Origin of the sequence: Peribacillus sp. Bi96 (assembly GCF_918698115.1) — a bacterium.
Classification (GTDB): domain Bacteria; phylum Bacillota; class Bacilli; order Bacillales; family DSM-1321; genus Peribacillus.
Genome location: NZ_CAKKLV010000015.1, coordinates 29,259 through 48,434, shown reverse-complemented (window position 1 = coordinate 48,434; position 19,176 = coordinate 29,259). Strand labels below are relative to the sequence as shown.

17 protein-coding genes are annotated in these 19,176 nt (G+C 36.9%); 15 read left to right on the top strand and 2 right to left on the bottom strand.

The annotated features are described in order from the left end of the window. The first annotated feature begins 7 nt into the window (after nucleotides 1-7). From LQ203_RS17725 to LQ203_RS17715, 3 genes are all read left to right on the top strand, one after another. Entirely contained in the window at nucleotides 8-394 is a 387-nt protein-coding gene (locus LQ203_RS17725) for an IDEAL domain-containing protein (RefSeq protein ID WP_230159722.1), read from the top strand. Between the two features lie 47 nt (nucleotides 395-441). After that, nucleotides 442-756: a thioredoxin gene (gene trxA, locus LQ203_RS17720; protein ID WP_230159720.1), complete on the top strand. Its 315-nt coding sequence runs from the start codon at nucleotides 442-444 to the stop codon at nucleotides 754-756. 106 nt (nucleotides 757-862) lie between these two features. Beyond that, nucleotides 863-1,987 carry an NADH-dependent flavin oxidoreductase gene (locus LQ203_RS17715; protein ID WP_230159718.1) on the top strand — a complete coding sequence of 375 codons (1,125 nt, stop codon included), beginning with the start codon at nucleotides 863-865 and terminating at the stop codon, nucleotides 1,985-1,987. A gap of 679 nt (nucleotides 1,988-2,666) precedes the next feature. Here the strand turns inward: LQ203_RS17715 and LQ203_RS17710 are convergent. Together LQ203_RS17710 and LQ203_RS17705 are read right to left on the bottom strand one after the other, a co-directional pair. Continuing rightward, nucleotides 2,667-3,491 carry a hypothetical protein gene (locus LQ203_RS17710; protein WP_230159716.1) on the bottom strand — a complete coding sequence of 275 codons (825 nt, stop codon included), beginning with the start codon at nucleotides 3,489-3,491 and terminating at the stop codon, nucleotides 2,667-2,669. A 1,537-nt stretch (nucleotides 3,492-5,028) separates the two neighbouring features. Next, nucleotides 5,029-5,427, bottom strand: a complete 399-nt coding sequence (locus tag LQ203_RS17705; RefSeq protein WP_230159714.1) for a DoxX family protein — start codon at nucleotides 5,425-5,427, stop codon at nucleotides 5,029-5,031. A gap of 1,230 nt (nucleotides 5,428-6,657) precedes the next feature. Between LQ203_RS17705 and LQ203_RS17700 the strand changes: the two genes are divergently transcribed. From LQ203_RS17700 to LQ203_RS17650, 12 genes are all read left to right on the top strand, one after another. Beyond that, complete coding sequence (locus LQ203_RS17700) at nucleotides 6,658-7,440, top strand: IclR family transcriptional regulator (RefSeq protein ID WP_230159712.1); 783 nt, start codon at nucleotides 6,658-6,660, stop codon at nucleotides 7,438-7,440. 141 nt (nucleotides 7,441-7,581) lie between these two features. Further along, nucleotides 7,582-8,799, top strand: coding sequence for a CaiB/BaiF CoA-transferase family protein (locus LQ203_RS17695; RefSeq protein ID WP_230159710.1), 1,218 nt, complete (start codon nucleotides 7,582-7,584; stop codon nucleotides 8,797-8,799). Nucleotides 8,800-8,831: 32 nt separating this feature from the next. Continuing rightward, nucleotides 8,832-9,614, top strand: coding sequence for an enoyl-CoA hydratase-related protein (locus LQ203_RS17690; RefSeq protein ID WP_230159708.1), 783 nt, complete (start codon nucleotides 8,832-8,834; stop codon nucleotides 9,612-9,614). A 76-nt stretch (nucleotides 9,615-9,690) separates the two neighbouring features. Beyond that, nucleotides 9,691-10,866 carry an acyl-CoA dehydrogenase family protein gene (locus LQ203_RS17685; protein WP_230159706.1) on the top strand — a complete coding sequence of 392 codons (1,176 nt, stop codon included), beginning with the start codon at nucleotides 9,691-9,693 and terminating at the stop codon, nucleotides 10,864-10,866. 15 nt (nucleotides 10,867-10,881) lie between these two features. Beyond that, nucleotides 10,882-11,241 carry a hypothetical protein gene (locus tag LQ203_RS27370; protein ID WP_253074196.1) on the top strand — a complete coding sequence of 120 codons (360 nt, stop codon included), beginning with the start codon at nucleotides 10,882-10,884 and terminating at the stop codon, nucleotides 11,239-11,241. A 14-nt stretch (nucleotides 11,242-11,255) separates the two neighbouring features. Then, entirely contained in the window at nucleotides 11,256-11,738 is a 483-nt protein-coding gene (locus LQ203_RS27365) for a hypothetical protein (RefSeq protein WP_253074195.1), read from the top strand. Between the two features lie 30 nt (nucleotides 11,739-11,768). Further along, nucleotides 11,769-12,962: a thiolase family protein gene (locus LQ203_RS17675; RefSeq protein ID WP_230159704.1), complete on the top strand. Its 1,194-nt coding sequence runs from the start codon at nucleotides 11,769-11,771 to the stop codon at nucleotides 12,960-12,962. A 74-nt stretch (nucleotides 12,963-13,036) separates the two neighbouring features. Further along, nucleotides 13,037-14,332, top strand: a complete 1,296-nt coding sequence (locus LQ203_RS17670; protein WP_230159702.1) for an acetyl-CoA hydrolase/transferase C-terminal domain-containing protein — start codon at nucleotides 13,037-13,039, stop codon at nucleotides 14,330-14,332. 38 nt (nucleotides 14,333-14,370) lie between these two features. After that, nucleotides 14,371-15,282, top strand: a complete 912-nt coding sequence (locus tag LQ203_RS17665; RefSeq protein WP_230159700.1) for an SDR family NAD(P)-dependent oxidoreductase — start codon at nucleotides 14,371-14,373, stop codon at nucleotides 15,280-15,282. 195 nt (nucleotides 15,283-15,477) lie between these two features. Continuing rightward, entirely contained in the window at nucleotides 15,478-16,650 is a 1,173-nt protein-coding gene (locus LQ203_RS17660) for an acyl-CoA dehydrogenase family protein (protein WP_230159698.1), read from the top strand. Between the two features lie 490 nt (nucleotides 16,651-17,140). Further along, nucleotides 17,141-17,569, top strand: a complete 429-nt coding sequence (locus LQ203_RS17655) for a VOC family protein (protein WP_230159696.1) — start codon at nucleotides 17,141-17,143, stop codon at nucleotides 17,567-17,569. A 635-nt stretch (nucleotides 17,570-18,204) separates the two neighbouring features. Then, complete coding sequence (locus tag LQ203_RS17650) at nucleotides 18,205-18,972, top strand: hypothetical protein (RefSeq protein WP_230159688.1); 768 nt, start codon at nucleotides 18,205-18,207, stop codon at nucleotides 18,970-18,972. The last annotated feature ends 204 nt before the right edge of the window (nucleotides 18,973-19,176 follow it).

The following is a 19,176-nucleotide window of genomic DNA, read 5'->3' as shown; positions in this document are numbered from 1 at the left end:
TATGGATATGACCGAAAATAATCTATTTGAAAATGGTGATTGGGTACAAGGAAGATCAAGAGACGGGGAACTAATCCATGGTTTCATTGAAATAATAAATGATAATCGAGAAATCGTTAAAGTGAATGTTGTGGAAAGTGACAATGAAAAAACGGTTGGGAAATCAATTTGGATTCCGAGTAAATGGACTGAAAAGCTTCCGGATTTAGATGTTAGTAACGAAAGTCATCTTATGGCATTAATTGATTTGGCTTTACTTTCTAAAGATGAGACGTGGTTTATGGAGTTATCTGGTAAATTGGAATCCATTAAAATCCACCCAAAAATAAAGGCTAAGAAATCCGAGTTTTTCACCTCGGAAAATAGAATCAGGAATCTCGATTTAAATAGATGATGAGTCAAAACCATAAAAATTTCAGATAATACAAGGAGGAAATGATTATGACAATCGAACATGTAACAGATGATAATTTTGCTAGTGAAATAAAAGAAGGTTTAGTACTGGTTGATTTTTGGGCACCTTGGTGCGGTCCATGTAAAATGATTGCACCAGTGCTTAATGAAATTGATGATGAAAAGGGTGATCAGGTTAAGATCGTAAAACTTAATGTGGATGAAAATTCAAATACTACAAGCGAATATGGAGTGATGGGAATTCCAGCCCTAATTCTTTTCAAAGATGGAGAAAAGGTAGATCAAGCTATTGGATTCCAGCCCAAGGAGGCAATTTCGGCATTAATTGAAAAGCATGCATGATTTTTTGTTGATTTTAACATTCGTGATATGTGATGTAGTATTAAAGCTTATATTAACAAGCACTTGTAAAAGGGCAGAAAACATAATTTAAATGGAGGATTACCTAATGAATTCTAAATATACACCATTGTTCGAATCATTCAATTTAGGAAAAGGGTTAGAAGTGAAAAATCGATTGGTAATGGCGCCTATGACAAATTTCTCTTCGAATCCTGACGGGACGGTAACTGATGCTGAAGTTAAGTATTATGAACGCCGGTCAAACGGGGTGGGCATGGTTATAACAGCATGCACATATGTGACGGCCAATGGTAAAGGTTTTCATGGTGAATTTGGCGCAGATACGGATGAAATGATTCCTAGTTTACGTCGATTGGCTTCTGCCATTAAAGCAAAAGGTGCAATAGCCATTCTACAAATATTTCATGGCGGCCGCGAGGTTCCACCGGAATTAGTTCCGAATGGTGATGTTGTAAGTGCAGGCAATATCCCATCGGAAGGCGAAGGGAAACCTGTACCACGTCAACTGACTGAAAAGGAAATTGAATCGATCATTCTTGATTTTGGTGAAACTACTCGACGAGCCATTGAAGCTGGTTTTGATGGAGTCGAAATTCACGGTGCCAATGGTTACTTGCTTCAACAATTCTTTTCACCTCATTCAAACCGTCGTGAAGACAAGTGGGGAGGTACCCTTGAAAAACGTCTGACTTTTCCATTAGCGGTAGTTGACGAAGTGAAAAAGGCAGTTGCTGAGCATGCCAAAAATCCGTTCATCGTAGGATATCGCTTTTCACCAGAGGAGCCTGAAACACCAGGAATCACTATGGATGATACACTTGCATTAGTTGATGGACTTGCGAAAAAGAATCTGGATTATCTTCATGTTTCATTAATGGATTTCTGGTCAAAAGCAAGACGTGGAGCAGAGGTTGAACGAGCTCGAATAGAAATTATTAAAGAACGTGTCGGAGATCAAGTTCCCGTCATCGGTGTAGGATCCATCTATACAGCAGATGATGCGATCAAAGCATTTCAATCTGGCGTTCCATTAATCGCATTGGGCCGTGAACTCATAATCGACCCTGAGTGGGTACAAAAAGTGGAACAAGGAAGAGAATCAAAAATCATAACAAAGATTAACAAGGATAACCAGCAGCAACTTGAGATTCCAGATCCATTATGGCAAGCGATCATCCACTCTCCAGGATGGTTTCCAGGGATTGAATAAGTAGACGTTCATATATTAGTGATAGTAAATGATGTTCAATGAATTGATCGTAGTTGGATAGACGAAAAAAACCAACAATCGTATTGAGGAATCCCCCGGAAAACGGACACACATCAAAAAGTGTTCCATTCGGGGGTTTTTAGTGTGGATGAAGGGTTTTTTAGAATATATATAAAGGTATATCATAGTTGCTTCAGGATGATTTAAGGCAAGCTTTTACGAATATAAAAAGGGAAAGACCGCTCACGGCTACGCCTTTTCATTAACCAGTGGTTTATTATGGTGGAATTTGTAAGGGGAAACCCGAACTTGTTTATAGCGCTTGCATGATATATTTGAAAGGTTTGGTGAGGCAGTTAGATTCCTTTTCAGAGCGCCTTAGAATAGGTAGGCGGAACACTTCTCTTCACAATCTGTAGAAGGACCAACTTAGGATGGCCGCAAAAAAATAACAGAAAAGATCACCCAATAATGGCTGATCTTTTCTGTTATTTTCTTTTTAATAGAATGGCTAGTATTAATGAAACTTGTATGGAAATTATAATTAAAAGAGACAATATAAAATGTTCATCTAAAGATGCATCATAGCTAAGGATAAAAAATAAAACTACTGATATTACTAGAATGAAAATGAAATTAATAATGATTTGCCTCATAGTCCCCCCGTTCTAACAACAGATCAATAAGATAGCGTTAATGCATATGACCTTGTATCTGTAGCTGTAGTTGGTGTAATAGATAAGCCGGCCGGATAAACGGACACAGAAGGTGTACCAGCAACTCTTCTATGACCATATGCTAGTTTTATGTTTATTTTACCATTTTTAGATGTAGGAACATATACGTATTGTCCAATATACCCTTTATGCTTAGTTTTACTAGTAGAAGCTTTTAAATCATATGAACCAGCCACACCAGCACTTGGTTCCCAATTACTTGGAGAATATTTGATTGCATAATCAATCCAACGTCCATTTCCTTGTTGATCTTGAGAATATCTGTGTTGGTGTTGTTTTACTTTTCCTCCACTAGTAGGCAAATATAGTCCTGAACTTGAAGGGAAACCAATAGTCATTTTATCAACTAAATTATAGGAAGGTGTTTTTAACCATTGAAAGTTACCGTATATATAAAATTTATCTTCTTTTGATCGATCACTTTTTACTTTATATACAGTTCCACCTAATTTTAAAGTTGTGGCAGCGATAGAAGCAAAATTACTAATTTGCATTTGACCTGACTGATTAAATTCTGGTATATATATTTCCATAATTTCTGTTCCAGAATCAATAACTTCAGCTTCCTCTTCAATTAATTGTCTTGAAACCTCAACAGGTAATTCCTCGGATTCTTCTTTAGTATTGCCAACTTCATTTACAAGATAATCTAACTCTTCTTGTGTGAGTTTCACATCACTAACGTTTGTACCATTTTCCTCAGCAAATCCAACTGTAGCAAAACTAAAAGAAAATAAAAATACGGCCACTACTGATAAAAACCTCATTTATTCTGCCCCCTTTTACTTTATTAGTACTATTTTTCTGTTTTGAAATGTTAAATATCATCTGAGCAATGTGTTAATCTAGTGGAATTTTTTTGTTTTTAAAGAATATATCTCAATCGTATGCAACTGAACATTAGAAAACTTTTATGAACATATCTAGATGAGTTGATTCCTAAAACCCTCGGATAGGAGTACTTTAACTCTCCCTGGGGGAATATTTCTTTCATCAAAGAATAGGTGTTCTATTGATTCATTGAGGCCACTCTGGAGATAAAATAAACCATCATGTGATCTGATCATTCTCACTATTACTGTACCTTACTTTTACTGGTTTTTGATTTTAGTTTTGAGATGTGATATTTCAAATTTGAATGAAAAACCACCTATTTTTTCTTGTGTATTCTGCTTATATTCACCAATAAAATAATTTGAGCATAAGTTCTGTAAAAACATCCAAAACAGGAGAGGAGTAACTGGATGATGGAAAATAGGATACGTTAGTCCGCAAGTATTCATGGCATTAAACCAGAAAAATGTGAAAAGGTGTAATTATCTATGGAGGGTTTGAAGGGAAAAAGTCTCCATCCTAGGCTATAATTCCTCCCGTACAATTTCGCTCTCACAGGTGGTTTTTATTTCATTATTGACACAACATATTTTATATTGGGGACAACATCCATCCCTATTTCCTTTACACCACAATCGAAGTACGTTTGCTCGAGATGTATGCTAGCCTATAGATAATGAATTACTTTTTATAGATAGATATCTTAACGACTTATATTGAGGTCTAAAAATCGCTGAATCTTTAAACCTTTAAATGGTGCTCTTAAGAAATCACTTATAACTTCAATCAAAATTATGAAGTCTAGTGTTCAAGTAGATTTGTAATGACCAATGAACTATCTCGATAATTTCATAGAACAGAATACGTGAGAGACAGTTACCAAATGAAAGAGGTATCTTTTTGAAAAAGAATCGCAATTTTTGTTCAAGATAAACAGGTTAAAAAAGGGAACTTCAAGAAATACGCTATTAGGTTTTTAAGAAATGAAAAAAACTTGTATTACCTTTTTAAAATAGATATATGGATGAACTGAAGATAAACTTTCTACTGATAGATTTAATAAGAAGAAAATTCAAAAAAGCTAGCATGAAAAAAATTCTAGTTTTCAAGGTTATTTATGGGAGAAAAAATGAACTGATACAATCTCATTTAAAATTATTCATTATCTACACATGATAAAAGATAAAAAAATATTCGAATAGAAGCTGACAAGAAAGGGTATCAACTTGTGGAGAAGCACTCAGAGAATTCTTAAAATGGATAAAACCCTATTGTTGGAGGATGACATTAAGCATTCATGCCAAAGATTAGAATCTAGTGCAAAAATAATTTAATTGAGGCGCACAGCCTATATAATCTGTTGCTTTCGTCAGGCGAAAATGAGGAGAATAGAGAAAAGAAAAAACACGGAGTGGTTTAACCAACTCCGTGTTTTAATAATGTATGGATTACTATTCTATGCTCCATTCTTTAAAATAGAAAGGAATCAAGTGAGTAGGGGCCAGCTCCAGTTATCGCTACACCAATCGCCACTGCAAGGATGGCAAGATTATATTCATAACCGTTTTGGGTTGCCCAGTATCCATTTGCACCGTGAACTTTAACGATTGCAACCAGCATTGTAAGTGCAATTAATATGCCTGCTAGTGGTGTAAGAAGACCTAAAGCAAATAACGCACCGCCAATTAGCTCTGATAAACCAGCAAATAGGGCCATGGTAACTCCTGGCTTCATGCCAATCGAGTCAAACCAGCCTCCAGTACCTTTTAAGCCATGACCGCCAAACCAACCGAACAATTTTTGAGCACCATGACCAACAAACGATAAACCAATTACTACACGTATAACTAATAAACCTATACCAATCATTTATGATTCCTCCTGGATTTTATATTGAATTTAGATATTTTTAATTCGAGATTATTGCGAAAAAAATAATGAATTATCTCGAATTAGTTTATCTTTAATTAAAGATAATATTTTTTAAGCGATTTGTCAAATAAATTTTTTTCATTTTGTACGAAGGATAGGTGATGTTTCCTTTCGATTTTACGGATGAAAAGCAAATTTAAAGCCATTTTTTCATTCAAACCTTATTTGAGGATTATATTTCTGGTATTTTTTTATTTTTTGGTGATCCGTGATCTCTTTTTGATAATGCGAGCGCTGTTTTAGTTGTACGGATGGTTTTGGATTGTACATTAGCTAGAAAAGGGAAGAAAACGAATGGACAAAGAACCTCCAAGTATTGATGAAATGCTGTATTACCAATCATAAGATACGTGTGCATTCGCACTGTGAGCTATAAGTTTTTTGCTTGAATAACCATCATTTGTATTAGCCATATTATTAACATGATGAAAATTATAAAACGACTAATTATTGGATTTTTTAAACGGTTGTATTCATTGCTTAAGAGCCTCCCAATATTGTTTCAATTATTATTTGTTTACATATTTGTATTTCTGCTTATTGTTGCTGGCAGTTTTCTCTTAAAGAAATATGGCCTTTAACCTTCGTAACAAATTCACTTTAGGGCTAATAGGTTGTGGGATTGGGTGATATCTCATCCTTTTTGGGATTGGAGGCAGATGGTTACTTGTTCCAGTACTTATTTATCAATTTAAAATCCCCCCTCATATAGTAACAACAACTTCTATTTTTACACTATCCATTTATTCATTGGCGTTTATTAGCCATACTTGTTATTGATATAGGTTTAAAGCTAGAATATAGAGTCACTATAATTTAGCATATTAAGCAACTAAAAGAGTTATGAGCCACTTCAGATAGCCCAACTTTCCTTGACGATAAGCATTATGAAAAGGACCAGCTTCATATCCAAATAGCTCAGTTCATAGTAAATACTCTGGGTAGCTCCGCAATTGATTTCGTTGGCGTATTTGAGGACTTAGTTGTGGTATTGTTTTGATCCAAATCCAGTAAAGTCTATTACAATGATGTCCATACTAGTTAATGGTTCAATGAGAATTCAACTTTATAATTCTATAAAAATACATCTGAATTGTGTGAATGTTATATTATTTCATTGACAAAATATTTTTTTCTATATAAAATTAATCTTGAGAGGTGCACATGATGGAAAATCTAAAACCTAAAGAAAAACGGAAGTATTCAGTACCCGCAGTGGAAAATGCTTTTGAAATCCTTAAATTATTAAGTCGTAATCGTTTTCGCGAAAGCACGGTTACAGAAATCGCAAATGCTCTTTCGTTGAGTCCAGCAACTTGTTTTAGAATATTACAAAGTTTAGAAGGACTATCAATCGTTCGATATTTGGATGATAAAAAAAGGTATACGCTAGGTCCTTATTTAGTTGTCCTAGGTGAAAGAGCAAAAGAACATTTAGATTATATAAACATAATTATGCCGCATCTTGAAAATTTAACGAAAGAAACAGGGATGACCTCGATACTTGTTAATAAAATTGGTGAACAAAAGCTTGCGATTGTAGCAAAAGTGGAAGCAAATGATTTTGGAGTGAGTGTTTCAGTAGGCAGACATTTTTCAATTACGGATGGTTCATTTGGGATGTGTTTTCTTGCATATATAGATCAATCATCGAGAGAATATTTTTTAAAAAAAGAACAAGGTTTAAAAACATTTTCTGAAGAAGACATACACGTGATTGAACAAGAGATTGATCATATTAGGAAAAATGGCTACCACATTACATACGGAGAATACATAAAAGGTTTATGTGGAATTGCTGCACCAATTTTCAGTCATGAAAATAAGGTGGAAATGTCCATTGCAGTAATAGGGTTTTCGTCCCAGTACGAAAAAGAAGATCTGCATTCTATCGGTAGCTTAATTAAAGGAGCTGCGGATGAAATAAGTAAAAAAATTAAGGATTTTTAAAGTTTTATGAACGAATGGGAAGCATAAAAAGCTTCCTGTATTTTATCAGAAATGTAAGCGTATACAGACGAGTGTTCTGTCGAAGGTAATAAAGATTTTTCATATATATTATCATAAAAGGATATTGAAGGAGGGGAAAGCTTGGGTGCACTAAGTGGAATCAAGGTATTAGATTTATCAAGATTACTGCCGGGACCGTATTGTTCATTAATGATGGCTGATTACGGTGCAGAAGTGATAAAAATCGAAGAACCGGGTCGTGGTGACTATATTCGCTGGAGAAAACCAGCCATTAAAGGAATTGGAGCCAGACATTTAACGATAAACCGAAATAAAAAGAGCATTGAGTTGAATCTAAAGTCTGATGAAGGTATAGAAATATTTAAAAAAATGGCAGCAAACGCTGATGTCATTTTAGAAAGTTTCCGTCCAGGCGTAATGGACCGTTTGGGGATTGGATATGATGAAATCTCAAAGATCAATGAAGGCATTGTTTATTGTTCATTAACAGGGTATGGACAGACTGGACCATATCGTAATTTACCTGGACACGATATCAATTATATAGGTTATAGCGGAATTTTAGGTCTTATTGGTCAAAAAGATGGAAAACCGGTTGTCCCTGGCGTGCAAATTGCAGATATCGGCGGTGGTGCGTTAATGGCACTTTCCGGAATCAGTATGGCACTCCTACATAAAGAGCGGACAGGCGAAGGGCAATATGTTGATGTATCCATGTTAGATGGTGCGGTTTCATGGTTATATGCTGCAGCTTCAGACTACTTTGCCTCAGGTTCAGTCCCGGAAAGAGGAAAAACTCGCCTGTCCGGACAATATGCCTTTTATGACGTGTATGAAACGAAGGATAAAAAATACATTTCCGTTGGGGCTTCTGAAGAGAAATTTTGGAAAGAAATTTGTCTGCTTGTAGGGAAACCAGAGTGGATTGAACTCCAAAATGGATCAGATGATGTTCAAGAACAATTAAAGAAAGAAATGTCAGAGCTATTCAAGCAAAAGAATCAAAAAGAATGGCTTGAATTATTGCAAACAAAGGATACATGTGTAGGACCTGTCTATGATATAGATGAAATCTTCTCTGACCCTCAGATTATTGAACGTCAATTGTTTACAGATATGAACCACCCAGTTGCTGGAGTCATTAAGCAATTTGGTTTTCCGATTAAATTTTCTCAAACACCGGGAAAAATACATACACACTCACCAATGCTTGGAGAACATACAGAGGAAATTCTATCAGAATTAGAATACTCAACAAAAAGTATAGAGAACCTGAGAATGAAAGAAGTTATAGGGAAAAGACAATTAAATAAGACTGAATATTCAAAAAATAGATAGACTTTTCACGTTTTAACTAGGAGGAGAACCATATGGCATTTGTTGAATGGAAACGCATTGGAGAAAAAGAAACTATTGCAGAAATTGTCTTGAATCGACCGGAAGCTAGAAATGCATTTACATCCGAAATGGCCGAACAAATTCTTGGGATATGTCAAACTATTGAAGAAAGTGATGTTAGGGTCGTTATGATTACATCCTCTAACGAAAAGTCATTTTGCTCAGGGGCTGACCTAAAAGAACGAAATAACATGACAGAAACAGAATGGAAAATCCAACACAAATTGTTTCAACAAATGTTTAATAGCATCGCTGATATGAAGCAACCAGTTATTGCGGTTGTGGATGGGTATGCATTAGCAGGCGGTTTTGAAATTGTGCTAAATTGCGACATGATTGTAGCGGCTGATACAGCAATATTTGGCCTTCCAGAAGTGACAAGAGGAATCATGCCAGGTGGTGGCGGAACAAGATTACTTTCCAAGAGAATCAATGTTCATCGAGCCAAAGAATGGGTGTGCACAGGTAAATTGGTCTCAGGTGAGGAAGCTGATCGAGCTGGACTTCTTAATATATTGACAAAATCCGGTGATCTACGAAAAAAAGCAATCCAATTAGCCGAGAAAGTAGCGAATAACGCCCCTCTTGCGGTCCAAAATTGTAAAGCATCCGTTGATGAACTATTCGGGATGACAAATGAAGAAGCGAGAAAAGTAGAAATAGATTATTACAATCGCTGTATAAACACAGATGATCGTTTGGAAGGAGTCCTTGCTTTTGTTGAAAAACGCACTCCTGTGTTTGTTGGAAAATAAATTAAAAGGCTACTTAGAACAACATAAACCTGCATTTGAACAATGAAAAGACGATTCATACTAGGAGGAATTACAAATGACTGGAACAAGTGTAAAGGAAAATATTAAATTTCACGAGGAATTAAGACAAAGTGTTCGTAGTGTTTGTAGTAAATACCCTGATTCTTATTGGAGAGAACTAGATGCTAAAGGAGCTTATCCCGAAGAATTTGTTAATGAGATTACAAGAAATGGATTTTTAGCAGCTCTTATCCCTGAAGAGTTTGGTGGCTCAGGCCTAGGAATCACAGAAGCTTCTATTATTTTGGAAGAAATTAATCGTTGTGGTGGAAATGCCGGAGCATGTCACGCCCAAATGTATACAATGGGGACACTCCTTCGTCATGGGAATGCGGAACAAAAAGCAAAATATTTACCAAAAATTGCAGATGGATCACTAAGGTTACAAGCATTTGGAGTCACTGAACCTACTACTGGAACAGATACGACCAAATTAAAAACTTTTGCAGAACGTAAAGGGGATAAATATATCGTCAATGGGCAAAAAGTGTTCATTTCACGTACAGAGTATTCAGATTTAATGATTTTATTAGTCCGTACAACCCCACTCGAACAAGTTCAAAAGAAGACGCATGGCCTCTCGGTTTTACTGGTCGATCTTAGGAAAGCGGTAGGAAATGGCATCACGATTCGCCCTATACGTACAATGATGAACCATGCTACTACAGAGCTATTTATCGAAGATTTGGAAGTTCCTGTAGAAAACCTAATTGGGGAAGAGGGGAAAGGCTTTTCATACATTTTAGATGGAATGAATGCAGAAAGAATCCTTATCGCAGCTGAATGTATCGGAGATGGCCGCTGGTTCATCGAGCGCGCAACCAATTATGCTAATGAAAGAGTAGTGTTCAATCGGCCTATCGGGCAAAATCAAGGAGTCCAATTTCCCATTGCAAGGGCTCACATTAATATTGAGGCAGCCGATCTAATGCGTTTCCAGGCAGCTCAATTATTCGATTCTGGTCAAAAGTGCGGAGCCGAAGCAAATATGTCCAAACTTTTAGCAGCAGACGCATCTTGGGAAGCCGCAAATGCAGCACTTCAAACACACGGCGGTTTTGGTTTTGCAGAGGAGTATGATGTAGAAAGAAAATTCCGGGAAACTAGACTATATCAAGTTGCACCAATTTCTACCAATTTAATCCTTTCCTACGTATCGGAACATGTGCTTGGGATGCCGAGATCGTATTAAGAGAGGTGGCAGAAAATGTTTTTTCCAAAGGAAATCGAAATTATTGAAGTAGGACCCCGAGATGGACCGCAAAATGAACCTGTTGCCATTCCTACAGAAAAGAAAAAAGAGTTGATCTCAAGGTTGGCGAAAGCGGGGATTCTCCGGATGGAAACAACTTCTTTTGTACATCCGAAATGGGTACCACAGATGGCTGATTCTGAAGAAATTGCACATTTTTGTAAAGAACTTGGTATTATCCAAATTGCCCTAACACCAAACCTCAAAGCTTTGGAAAGAGCCATTGTAGCTGAAGTACCGCAAATTGCTGTATTTGTAGGAGCGAGTTCTGATTTTAATAAAAAAATATTAATAAAACGACCTCCGAATCCTTAGATGAATGTGAGCCCATGTTTGCTCGGGCAAAAAAAGAAGGGATGTTCATTCGTGCCTATATCTCAATGGCTTTTTCGTGTCCATTTCAAGGTCCGGTATCATTTGAAGAAGTAAATGATGTTTGTGATCGCTTTATAAAACTCGGTGCCGATGAAATTGATATAGGAGATACGAATGGGCAAGCAGACCCCAAAATGGTTTACGAACGCTTTTCAAGATTGCGAGACTTATATCCTGACACCACCTTTGTTGGTCATTTTCATGATACCCGCAAAATGGCATTGGCGAATGCAGTTGCCGCCATGCAAACAGGTATAACCAAGTTTGATAGTTCCGTTGGTGTACTCGGTGGTTGCCCATATTCTCCAGGGGCTACAGGGAATGTTGCAACGGAAGAAATACTGGATATGGTCACGAGTATGGAGTGTCAGACCGGTGTTGATTTTAATGAATTAGTCAAAATAAGTCCCTATGCGAAAAGCCTTTCTACATGTTAATAAAGATAAGAATAGAATAGGAGAGCTAAAATGAGAAATGCAGTAATCATTGACTCCGTCCGAACAGCTGTTGGTCGTATGGGAGGAACTTTAAAGAACATAGAAGTGGATTATTTAGCCGCCAAAGTAATTGACGAAATTTTAGTTCGAACGGAAATAAATAAAAATGAAATTGATGAAGTAATTATAGGACAGGCAAAACAAAGTACTGATCAGCCAAACTTAGCTCGTCTAGCACTATTGCGTGCGGGGCTTCCGGTTGAAATTCCTGGATATACTGTTCATCGCCAATGTGGATCCGGTGTTCAGGCAATGAATAATGGCACCCAACAGATCATGTGTGGACTATCTGATATTGTCATTGCCGGTGGTGCTGAAAGTATGAGTACAGCGCCATATTACCTCCGAAACGCCCGCTACGGGTTTGGGGCTGGGAATGCAGAAATACTAGATTCAAATACTGAGAGTCAACCTCGTGCACAGCCTATCGAAACATATGGAAATTTGACAATGGGCATGACAGCCGAAAACTTAGCGGAGAAATATTCTATTTCCAGGACTGAACAGGACGAATTTGCCTTAAGAAGCCAAGAAAATGCTCAAAGGGCCATTTCAGAGGGACTTTTCACTGATCAAATTGTTCCTTATGAAGTGAAAACGAAAAAAGAGACGTTTGAATTTAAAGTCGATGAGCATCCAAGAGAAACAAGCATGGAAAAGCTATCTCAGTTAAAGCCAGTTTTTAAAGAGAACGGAACCGTTACAGCCGGCAATACTAGTGGTCGTAACGACGGGGCAGGCGTCATATTGTTGATGTCTGAAGAGGCAGCCGATCGCTACGGTAAAAAGCCAAAGGCGAAAATCATTGCTCAGGCAGTAGCTGGTGTGTCTCCGGAAATCATGGGAATTGGTCCTGCTCCATCAACTCGTAAAGCTTTGCAATTAGCTGGCTTAAAGCTAGATGACATTGGACTTATAGAATTGAACGAAGCCTTTGCAGCTCAATCACTTGCCGTCATAAAAGAACTTGGGCTTAATATGGATCGTGTTAACGTAAATGGAGGAGCCATTGCTTTGGGGCACCCAATTGGGGGAAGCGGTGGAGTATTGGTAACAAAATTGCTTCATGAAATGGAAAGGCGTGGAGAAAAATACGGATTGGTTACATTCTGTATTGGCGGCGGCTTAGGAATTACCTCGATAATTGAAAATTTACAAGTTTAATTACAATTACCGATTATTTCCGTATTTCTTATACTAGATGGAGTGAATATAGAATTTGCGGAGGCGAATCAATCGTGGTCAATAAAACATGGGATGCTGTATATAGTACCCGTCAAGTAAGCGCTAAGCAGGCGATATCAACCATACACTCTTTTCAAAAAGTATTTCTAGCTCCTTTCTGTAATGAACCTCAAACACTTGTAGAGGAGTTAGTTCGACAGAAGGATCGTTTTAAGAATGTTTTCCTGTATAACATGGTGATCGGGAGTCCATGCGTCTACGCCGATACAGATTGCCATCCACACTTTAAAATACGTACTTTTTTAAGTTCGCCCCTATTGAAAAAAGCATTTTTAAATGATGCATGTGAATATCTGCCTGTTAATCTTTCAGAAATACCTCGTTGGATTAAACATGAAAAAATAGATGTGGCGCTAATCCAGGTCTCACCTCCAAACGATGCAGGATATTGTAATCTAGGTATATCTGTAGATATTGTGCAAACATTGATAAAGAAAGCGACATATGTGATCGCTGAAGTGAATAGCCAAATGCCATTAACCAATGGAGACACTTTACTGCATATATCAGAGATTGACCAATTTGTACTTTCCGATCGACCGTTACTTTCCATACCTTCTGGAGAACCGAGTGAAGAGGAAGTGGCTATTGGTAAATTCGTTGCAGAACTCATACCTGACTATTCTACCATTCAATTGGGGGTTGGTAAAATAGCTGATAGTATTCTTTTATCCCTTAAATCCAAAAAGGGTTTAGGGATTCATTCGGGATCGATCACAGACCCGGTAAAGGAATTAATAGAACTGGGAGTCATCACCAATGAGAACAAAGAGATCAATCAGTACAAAACGATATGTGCAACCATAACGGGTACAGAAGAATTATATGAATTTTGCCATCTTAATGAATCTATAGAAATATATTCCACAGATTATACACACAACGCAGCGATCATATCTAAAATAAGTAATTTTCATTCTGTCAATTCAGCACTGGAAGTAGATATATTCGGTCAAGTTAATGCTGAGCAAGTTGGCGACTTCACCATGGCAGGAGTTGGAGGTCAAATGGATTTCATTCGCGGAGCAAGATTTTCAAAAGGAGGAAAGGCGATTATTGCTCTACCTTCCACAGTGAAAAAAGGAACACAGTCCCGAATAAAGACCAAGATTTCCTATGTAACTTCTTTAAAGTCAGAAATTGATTACGTTGTAACCGAGTTTGGAGTTGCCTCTTTGTTTGGAAAATCACTTAGAGAGAGGGCTAAAGCGTTAATCAAAATTGCTCACCCGAATTTTCGTGAACAATTACTTGCTGAATATGAAGAAAGTTTTCCCGTGAATGTATAGATCATAAATGGAAATTATTTTAGAAGGGTCGGATTAATATGAATAAATTGGAAAATAAAGTCGCTATAGTCACAGGTTCTGGACGCGGTATCGGCCGGGATATCGCCTTATATTTAGCTGAAGAAGGAGCAAAGGTAGTTGTGAATGACCTTGGTGGCGGATCTGATGGCCAGGGTAACGATTCAAAAGTGGCAGACGAAGTGGTACAGGAAATAAGAGAGTTAGGTGGAGAAGCAGTAGCAAATTATGATTCAGTTGCCGAATATGAAAGCGCTAATAATATTGTGCAAACAGCATTAAATGAATTCAAACGCTTGGACATAGTGATTAATAATGCCGGTATTTTAAGAGATCGCATGCTATTCAAAATGAGTGAGGAAGAATGGGATTCCGTTATCGCAGTTCATCTAAAGGGTTCGTTTAATATGACAAGGTCTGCTGCTCCATACTTTAAAGAACAGAAGAGTGGCCGTTTTATCAACTTTACTTCCACATCAGGCTTAATAGGAAATTTAGGCCAAGCTAACTATGCAGCCGCAAAACTAGGAATTGCTGGACTTAACAAAATTACTGCTCTAGACATGGCCCGCTATAATGTAACGGCCAATGCGGTAGCGCCGTTCGCTTGGAGTCGTCTTATTGGCTCTATCCCAACAGACACAGAAAAGGAAAAGGAAAGAGTGAAAATGCTCCAGCAGTTGTCACCAGCCCATATTGCACCCTTAGTGGCTTTCCTAAGTTCAGATGAAGCAGCTGACGTATCAGGACAAATCTTCGGTGTTAGAGGAAAAGAAATTATGGTCTTTTCTCAACCTCGACCAGTTCGATCCGTCTATAATTCAGAAGGTTGGTCGATAGATAGCATCAAGTCTATTAAAGGATCTTTACAATCAGCCTTTACCCCACTTGAAGTAAGCGCTGATGTTTTCCCATATGAACCATTAGTTTAATGTGTAAGAATTTTATAAATGGTGTAATTCTCGATTAAAGTTGACCGCTCCATTAAAAAACATCTTTTCGTTAATGTTCGTACTTGTTGACTGGCTCCACCTATTCATGTTCCTCTAACTTGAATACATATTGATGGTAAGTGTGCTATAAAAATAAAAAATTCTAAAGCTTGTAAAATTAAAGGAGTGTTTATAATGAACTTTACCCTTTCAGCTGAATTATTAGAAATGAAAAAATCAATTAGGGATTTTGTCGATAATACTGTGGATCCACTAGCAGATCAAATTGAAAAGGAAAATAAAATTCCAGAACATATTATGAAAATGAGCAGGGATATTGGTTTATTTGGTCTAAGTATTCCTGAGGAATATGGTGGTTTAGGGATAGATATGGTAGGGAAATGTGCGATTTACGAAGAAATTGGTCGTACGCATAACGGTTATACAACAGTAATCGGTGCGCATACAGGTATCGGCTCGGTCGGAATCGTTGAGATGGGTACAGAAGAACAAAAGAGAAAATATTTGCTGGAAATGGCAGCAGGAAACCTAATTGGAGCATTTGCTTTAACTGAACCTAGTGCTGGTTCAAATGCAGTGGCATTAAAGACTAATGCTGTCCGTAAAGGAGATAAATATATTATAAATGGCTCAAAACATTATATTACAAATGGCCCCATTGCCGACGTATTTACGGTCATGGCCGCTACGGATCCGACAAAGGGGGCAAAAGGAATCACTTCCTTTATCGTTGAAAAAGATTTTAAAGGATTAGTGATTGGCAAGACCGAAGAAAAAATGGGATTGCGCGGTTCCCACTCTTCTGAAATTTTTTTTGAAGATTGTGAAGTACCAGTCGAAAATGTACTTGGTGAAATAGGTTTGGGATATGTAAATGCACTAAAAATCCTGGCTAATGGTCGTGCTGGATTGGCAGCTCGGAACCTTGGATCTTGCCAAAAATTGTTCGAATTGTCGGTCAAGTATGCCCATGAACGCGTGCAGTTCGGAAAACCAATATTTGAACAGCAAATTATCCAGCATTATTTAGCGGATATGGCATTGGATATTGAAACATTACGCTCAATGACCTACCGAGTTGCTTGGATGGTCGATCAAAAAATGAATGTAATCAAAGAGGCAGCGATGGCAAAGCTTTTTGGATCTGAAGTTTATAATCGCATTGCCGACAAGGCTGTGCAAATCCATGGAGGACTAGGCTATATTAAAGATTATCCAATTGAAAGATATTACCGTGATGCCCGAATCGCAACAATCTATGAGGGAACATCTGAAATACAAAAAAATATTATTGCCGCCCAGATTCATAAGGAATATGTAAAGACCGCACAAACAGTTAATGTTTGACGTATTATTTTTTTGAAATGTAGGATTAAGACTAACGTTGTAAAGTGGTACAAGGGGTAAGGTTTCCCTTGTATTTTTTTATGGTGAATACGATCCGATTCACCCCGCAGTAAAGCTGAAGGGATTGGCCACATAGAGAAGACAGCTTCCAAGCAATAACCTCATCAAAAAAAAGGTCAAACATTAGAAAGCATTTTAGCACATTAGAGATCCATTAATTTCTAGATAAGTATACTAAAACCGGTAAGATTGATAAGATTTTACCGGTTTTGCTTTGAACAATGATAGAGAAAATCATTATTGGCATTGGATTTAATCGAAGAGAATCCCAACAAATGAGTCGGGAGAATTGTTAGTTTTCAATTAATTTTTATTGACGAACATACGTTCCTTAATATAAAATGTGGTTACTATCACTGACAAGTTCAAAAAGCGGCTTGGAAGTTTCTCAAGCTATGTAAAAAAATAAGAACCAAGGAGCTGTTTAATTATGACAATGCGTTTATCTCCCTATTTAATGATGAATGGAAATGCGAAGGAAGCGATCCAATTTTACGAAAAAGCATTGGATGCGAAGGTCCTTTTTACTCAAACTTTTGGAGAAATGCCTGAAAACCCCGATTTTCCTTTACCAGAAGAAGCAAAGGACCTTGTGTCACATGCAATGTTAAAAGTTGGGGAAACTGACCTCATGTTTTCTGATATGTTTCCGGGTCAAACCAGTCAAATGGGTGATCAAGTTACGATTTGTATCTCAACTAATGATGTCGAAAAATCAAAACAAATTTTTGAATCCTTGTCGCAAGATGGACAAGTAAAAATGCCGCTGCAGGAAGCTTTTTTTAGCCCAGCTTATGGAATTGTTTCCGACAAATTCGGTGTTACCTTTCAAGTTTACACAGAGGGGCAACAAAACTAATAAGGCGATGCTTGTATAAAAGTATTTCCCGTGATCCCCGACGTAGGGCGCAATTGTTGAATGATTAAATCCCAATTTCTCATATATATCACAGAGAGAGATTGGGATTTTTAATACTGAAATCCTTAACATTGTAAATACGCGATGTAAGGATGTGATTCTTCAGTAAGTAGGATCGTCTTTTCTTATGCAGGTAAAGATCATCGGTTTTCCCTTTGTGTGGGCACGTTCTTAATCTGAAAAAAATGTTGGTATTTAACTTATAAAAGGATTAGAAAAAACAAAGAGGGGACTCAGTTTTCATAATGAAGATCGAGAATTCTCATGAAATATACAATTGGGTAGCTTGTGTAATCCACCATATTTTCTCCAATACAGTACAAAGCCTCCGATTTAGATGCCTTGTGAATTCCTTCAATCCAAAAAGAAATACGGGAAGGTAAGCCTATACTATTGCACGTCGATTATTCTAGCATTATTTTAATTTTGATATGTTATCGTTATGCTTCTGTTATATTTGTCATCTATTATTTATCTATTTGTTCTTTGTATAGAAAATAGCTATGCTATTATTTAAAACATTAGCTTACATTACGGAATGATAATAACCTATGAGAAAATCACGGAGGTACATTGTGAACACAGATCAAGCTTTCAATCTGTTAAAGGATGCGGGTGTTACGGAAAGTATCAGTATTCAAACTGTTAGACGTTGGCTGCGTGAAGGTAAGATTAAATACGAGGGTGGAAACGGGAATCGGATAACTGGATACATAATGGAAAATACAGATCAAGCCTTTGACTTGTTAAAAGACGCAGGAGTAACAGATAGTATTAGTATTCAAACTGTTAGACGTTGGCTGCGTGAAGGTAAGATTAAATACGAGGGAAACGGAAAGCGGAAGACTGGATACATAATCGATGACACAGCCTCAAAGCCGTCTATAAATCAAAATAAGGACGAAATCATCCAGCGATTAAAATTAAAAATACAAGCACAAGATAAGCATATAGAAGGAATTGAAGAACTTCATGAGAATGCAAAAAAAATACTGATCCAACAAAGAGATATGTTTAAAAAGGAAGTTGTAATTCTAAAGAATGAGAAAAGTGAATTACAAACTGAAACAAAGGATTTATTAAAAGAAAATATTGAATTAAGTAATGAATTAATAAAAGTAAAAGAAAATATAAGACACAAGTACAATTTTGACTCTACTACTCAATCAAATGATTACAGTAAAAAATTAGGGCTTTCAAAAATGGCGAGTAATAAAGAAATGGTAGCAGAATATAAAAGGTTATTAAAAATAACTCATCCAGACCATGATGGCAACGCAAAGGTATTTCATTACATTAAATCTGATTACGATAATTTTAGAAATAGTACCAAAGGTAAATGATTATACTGTTAAATTCCTAACTTTAATGCAGAATAGGGAAAAGAATGCAAAGGAAAAGCTAATCAGCATTTGGATTTCCAAGATGCCGCATGATAATAAACCTCTAAAAGAATCCGATATCCTTGATAAAAAAACACCCGATTATTCGGGTGCATACTTGCTCATTCCATCTAATTAAATCATGTATTTTTGCAGAATACACTC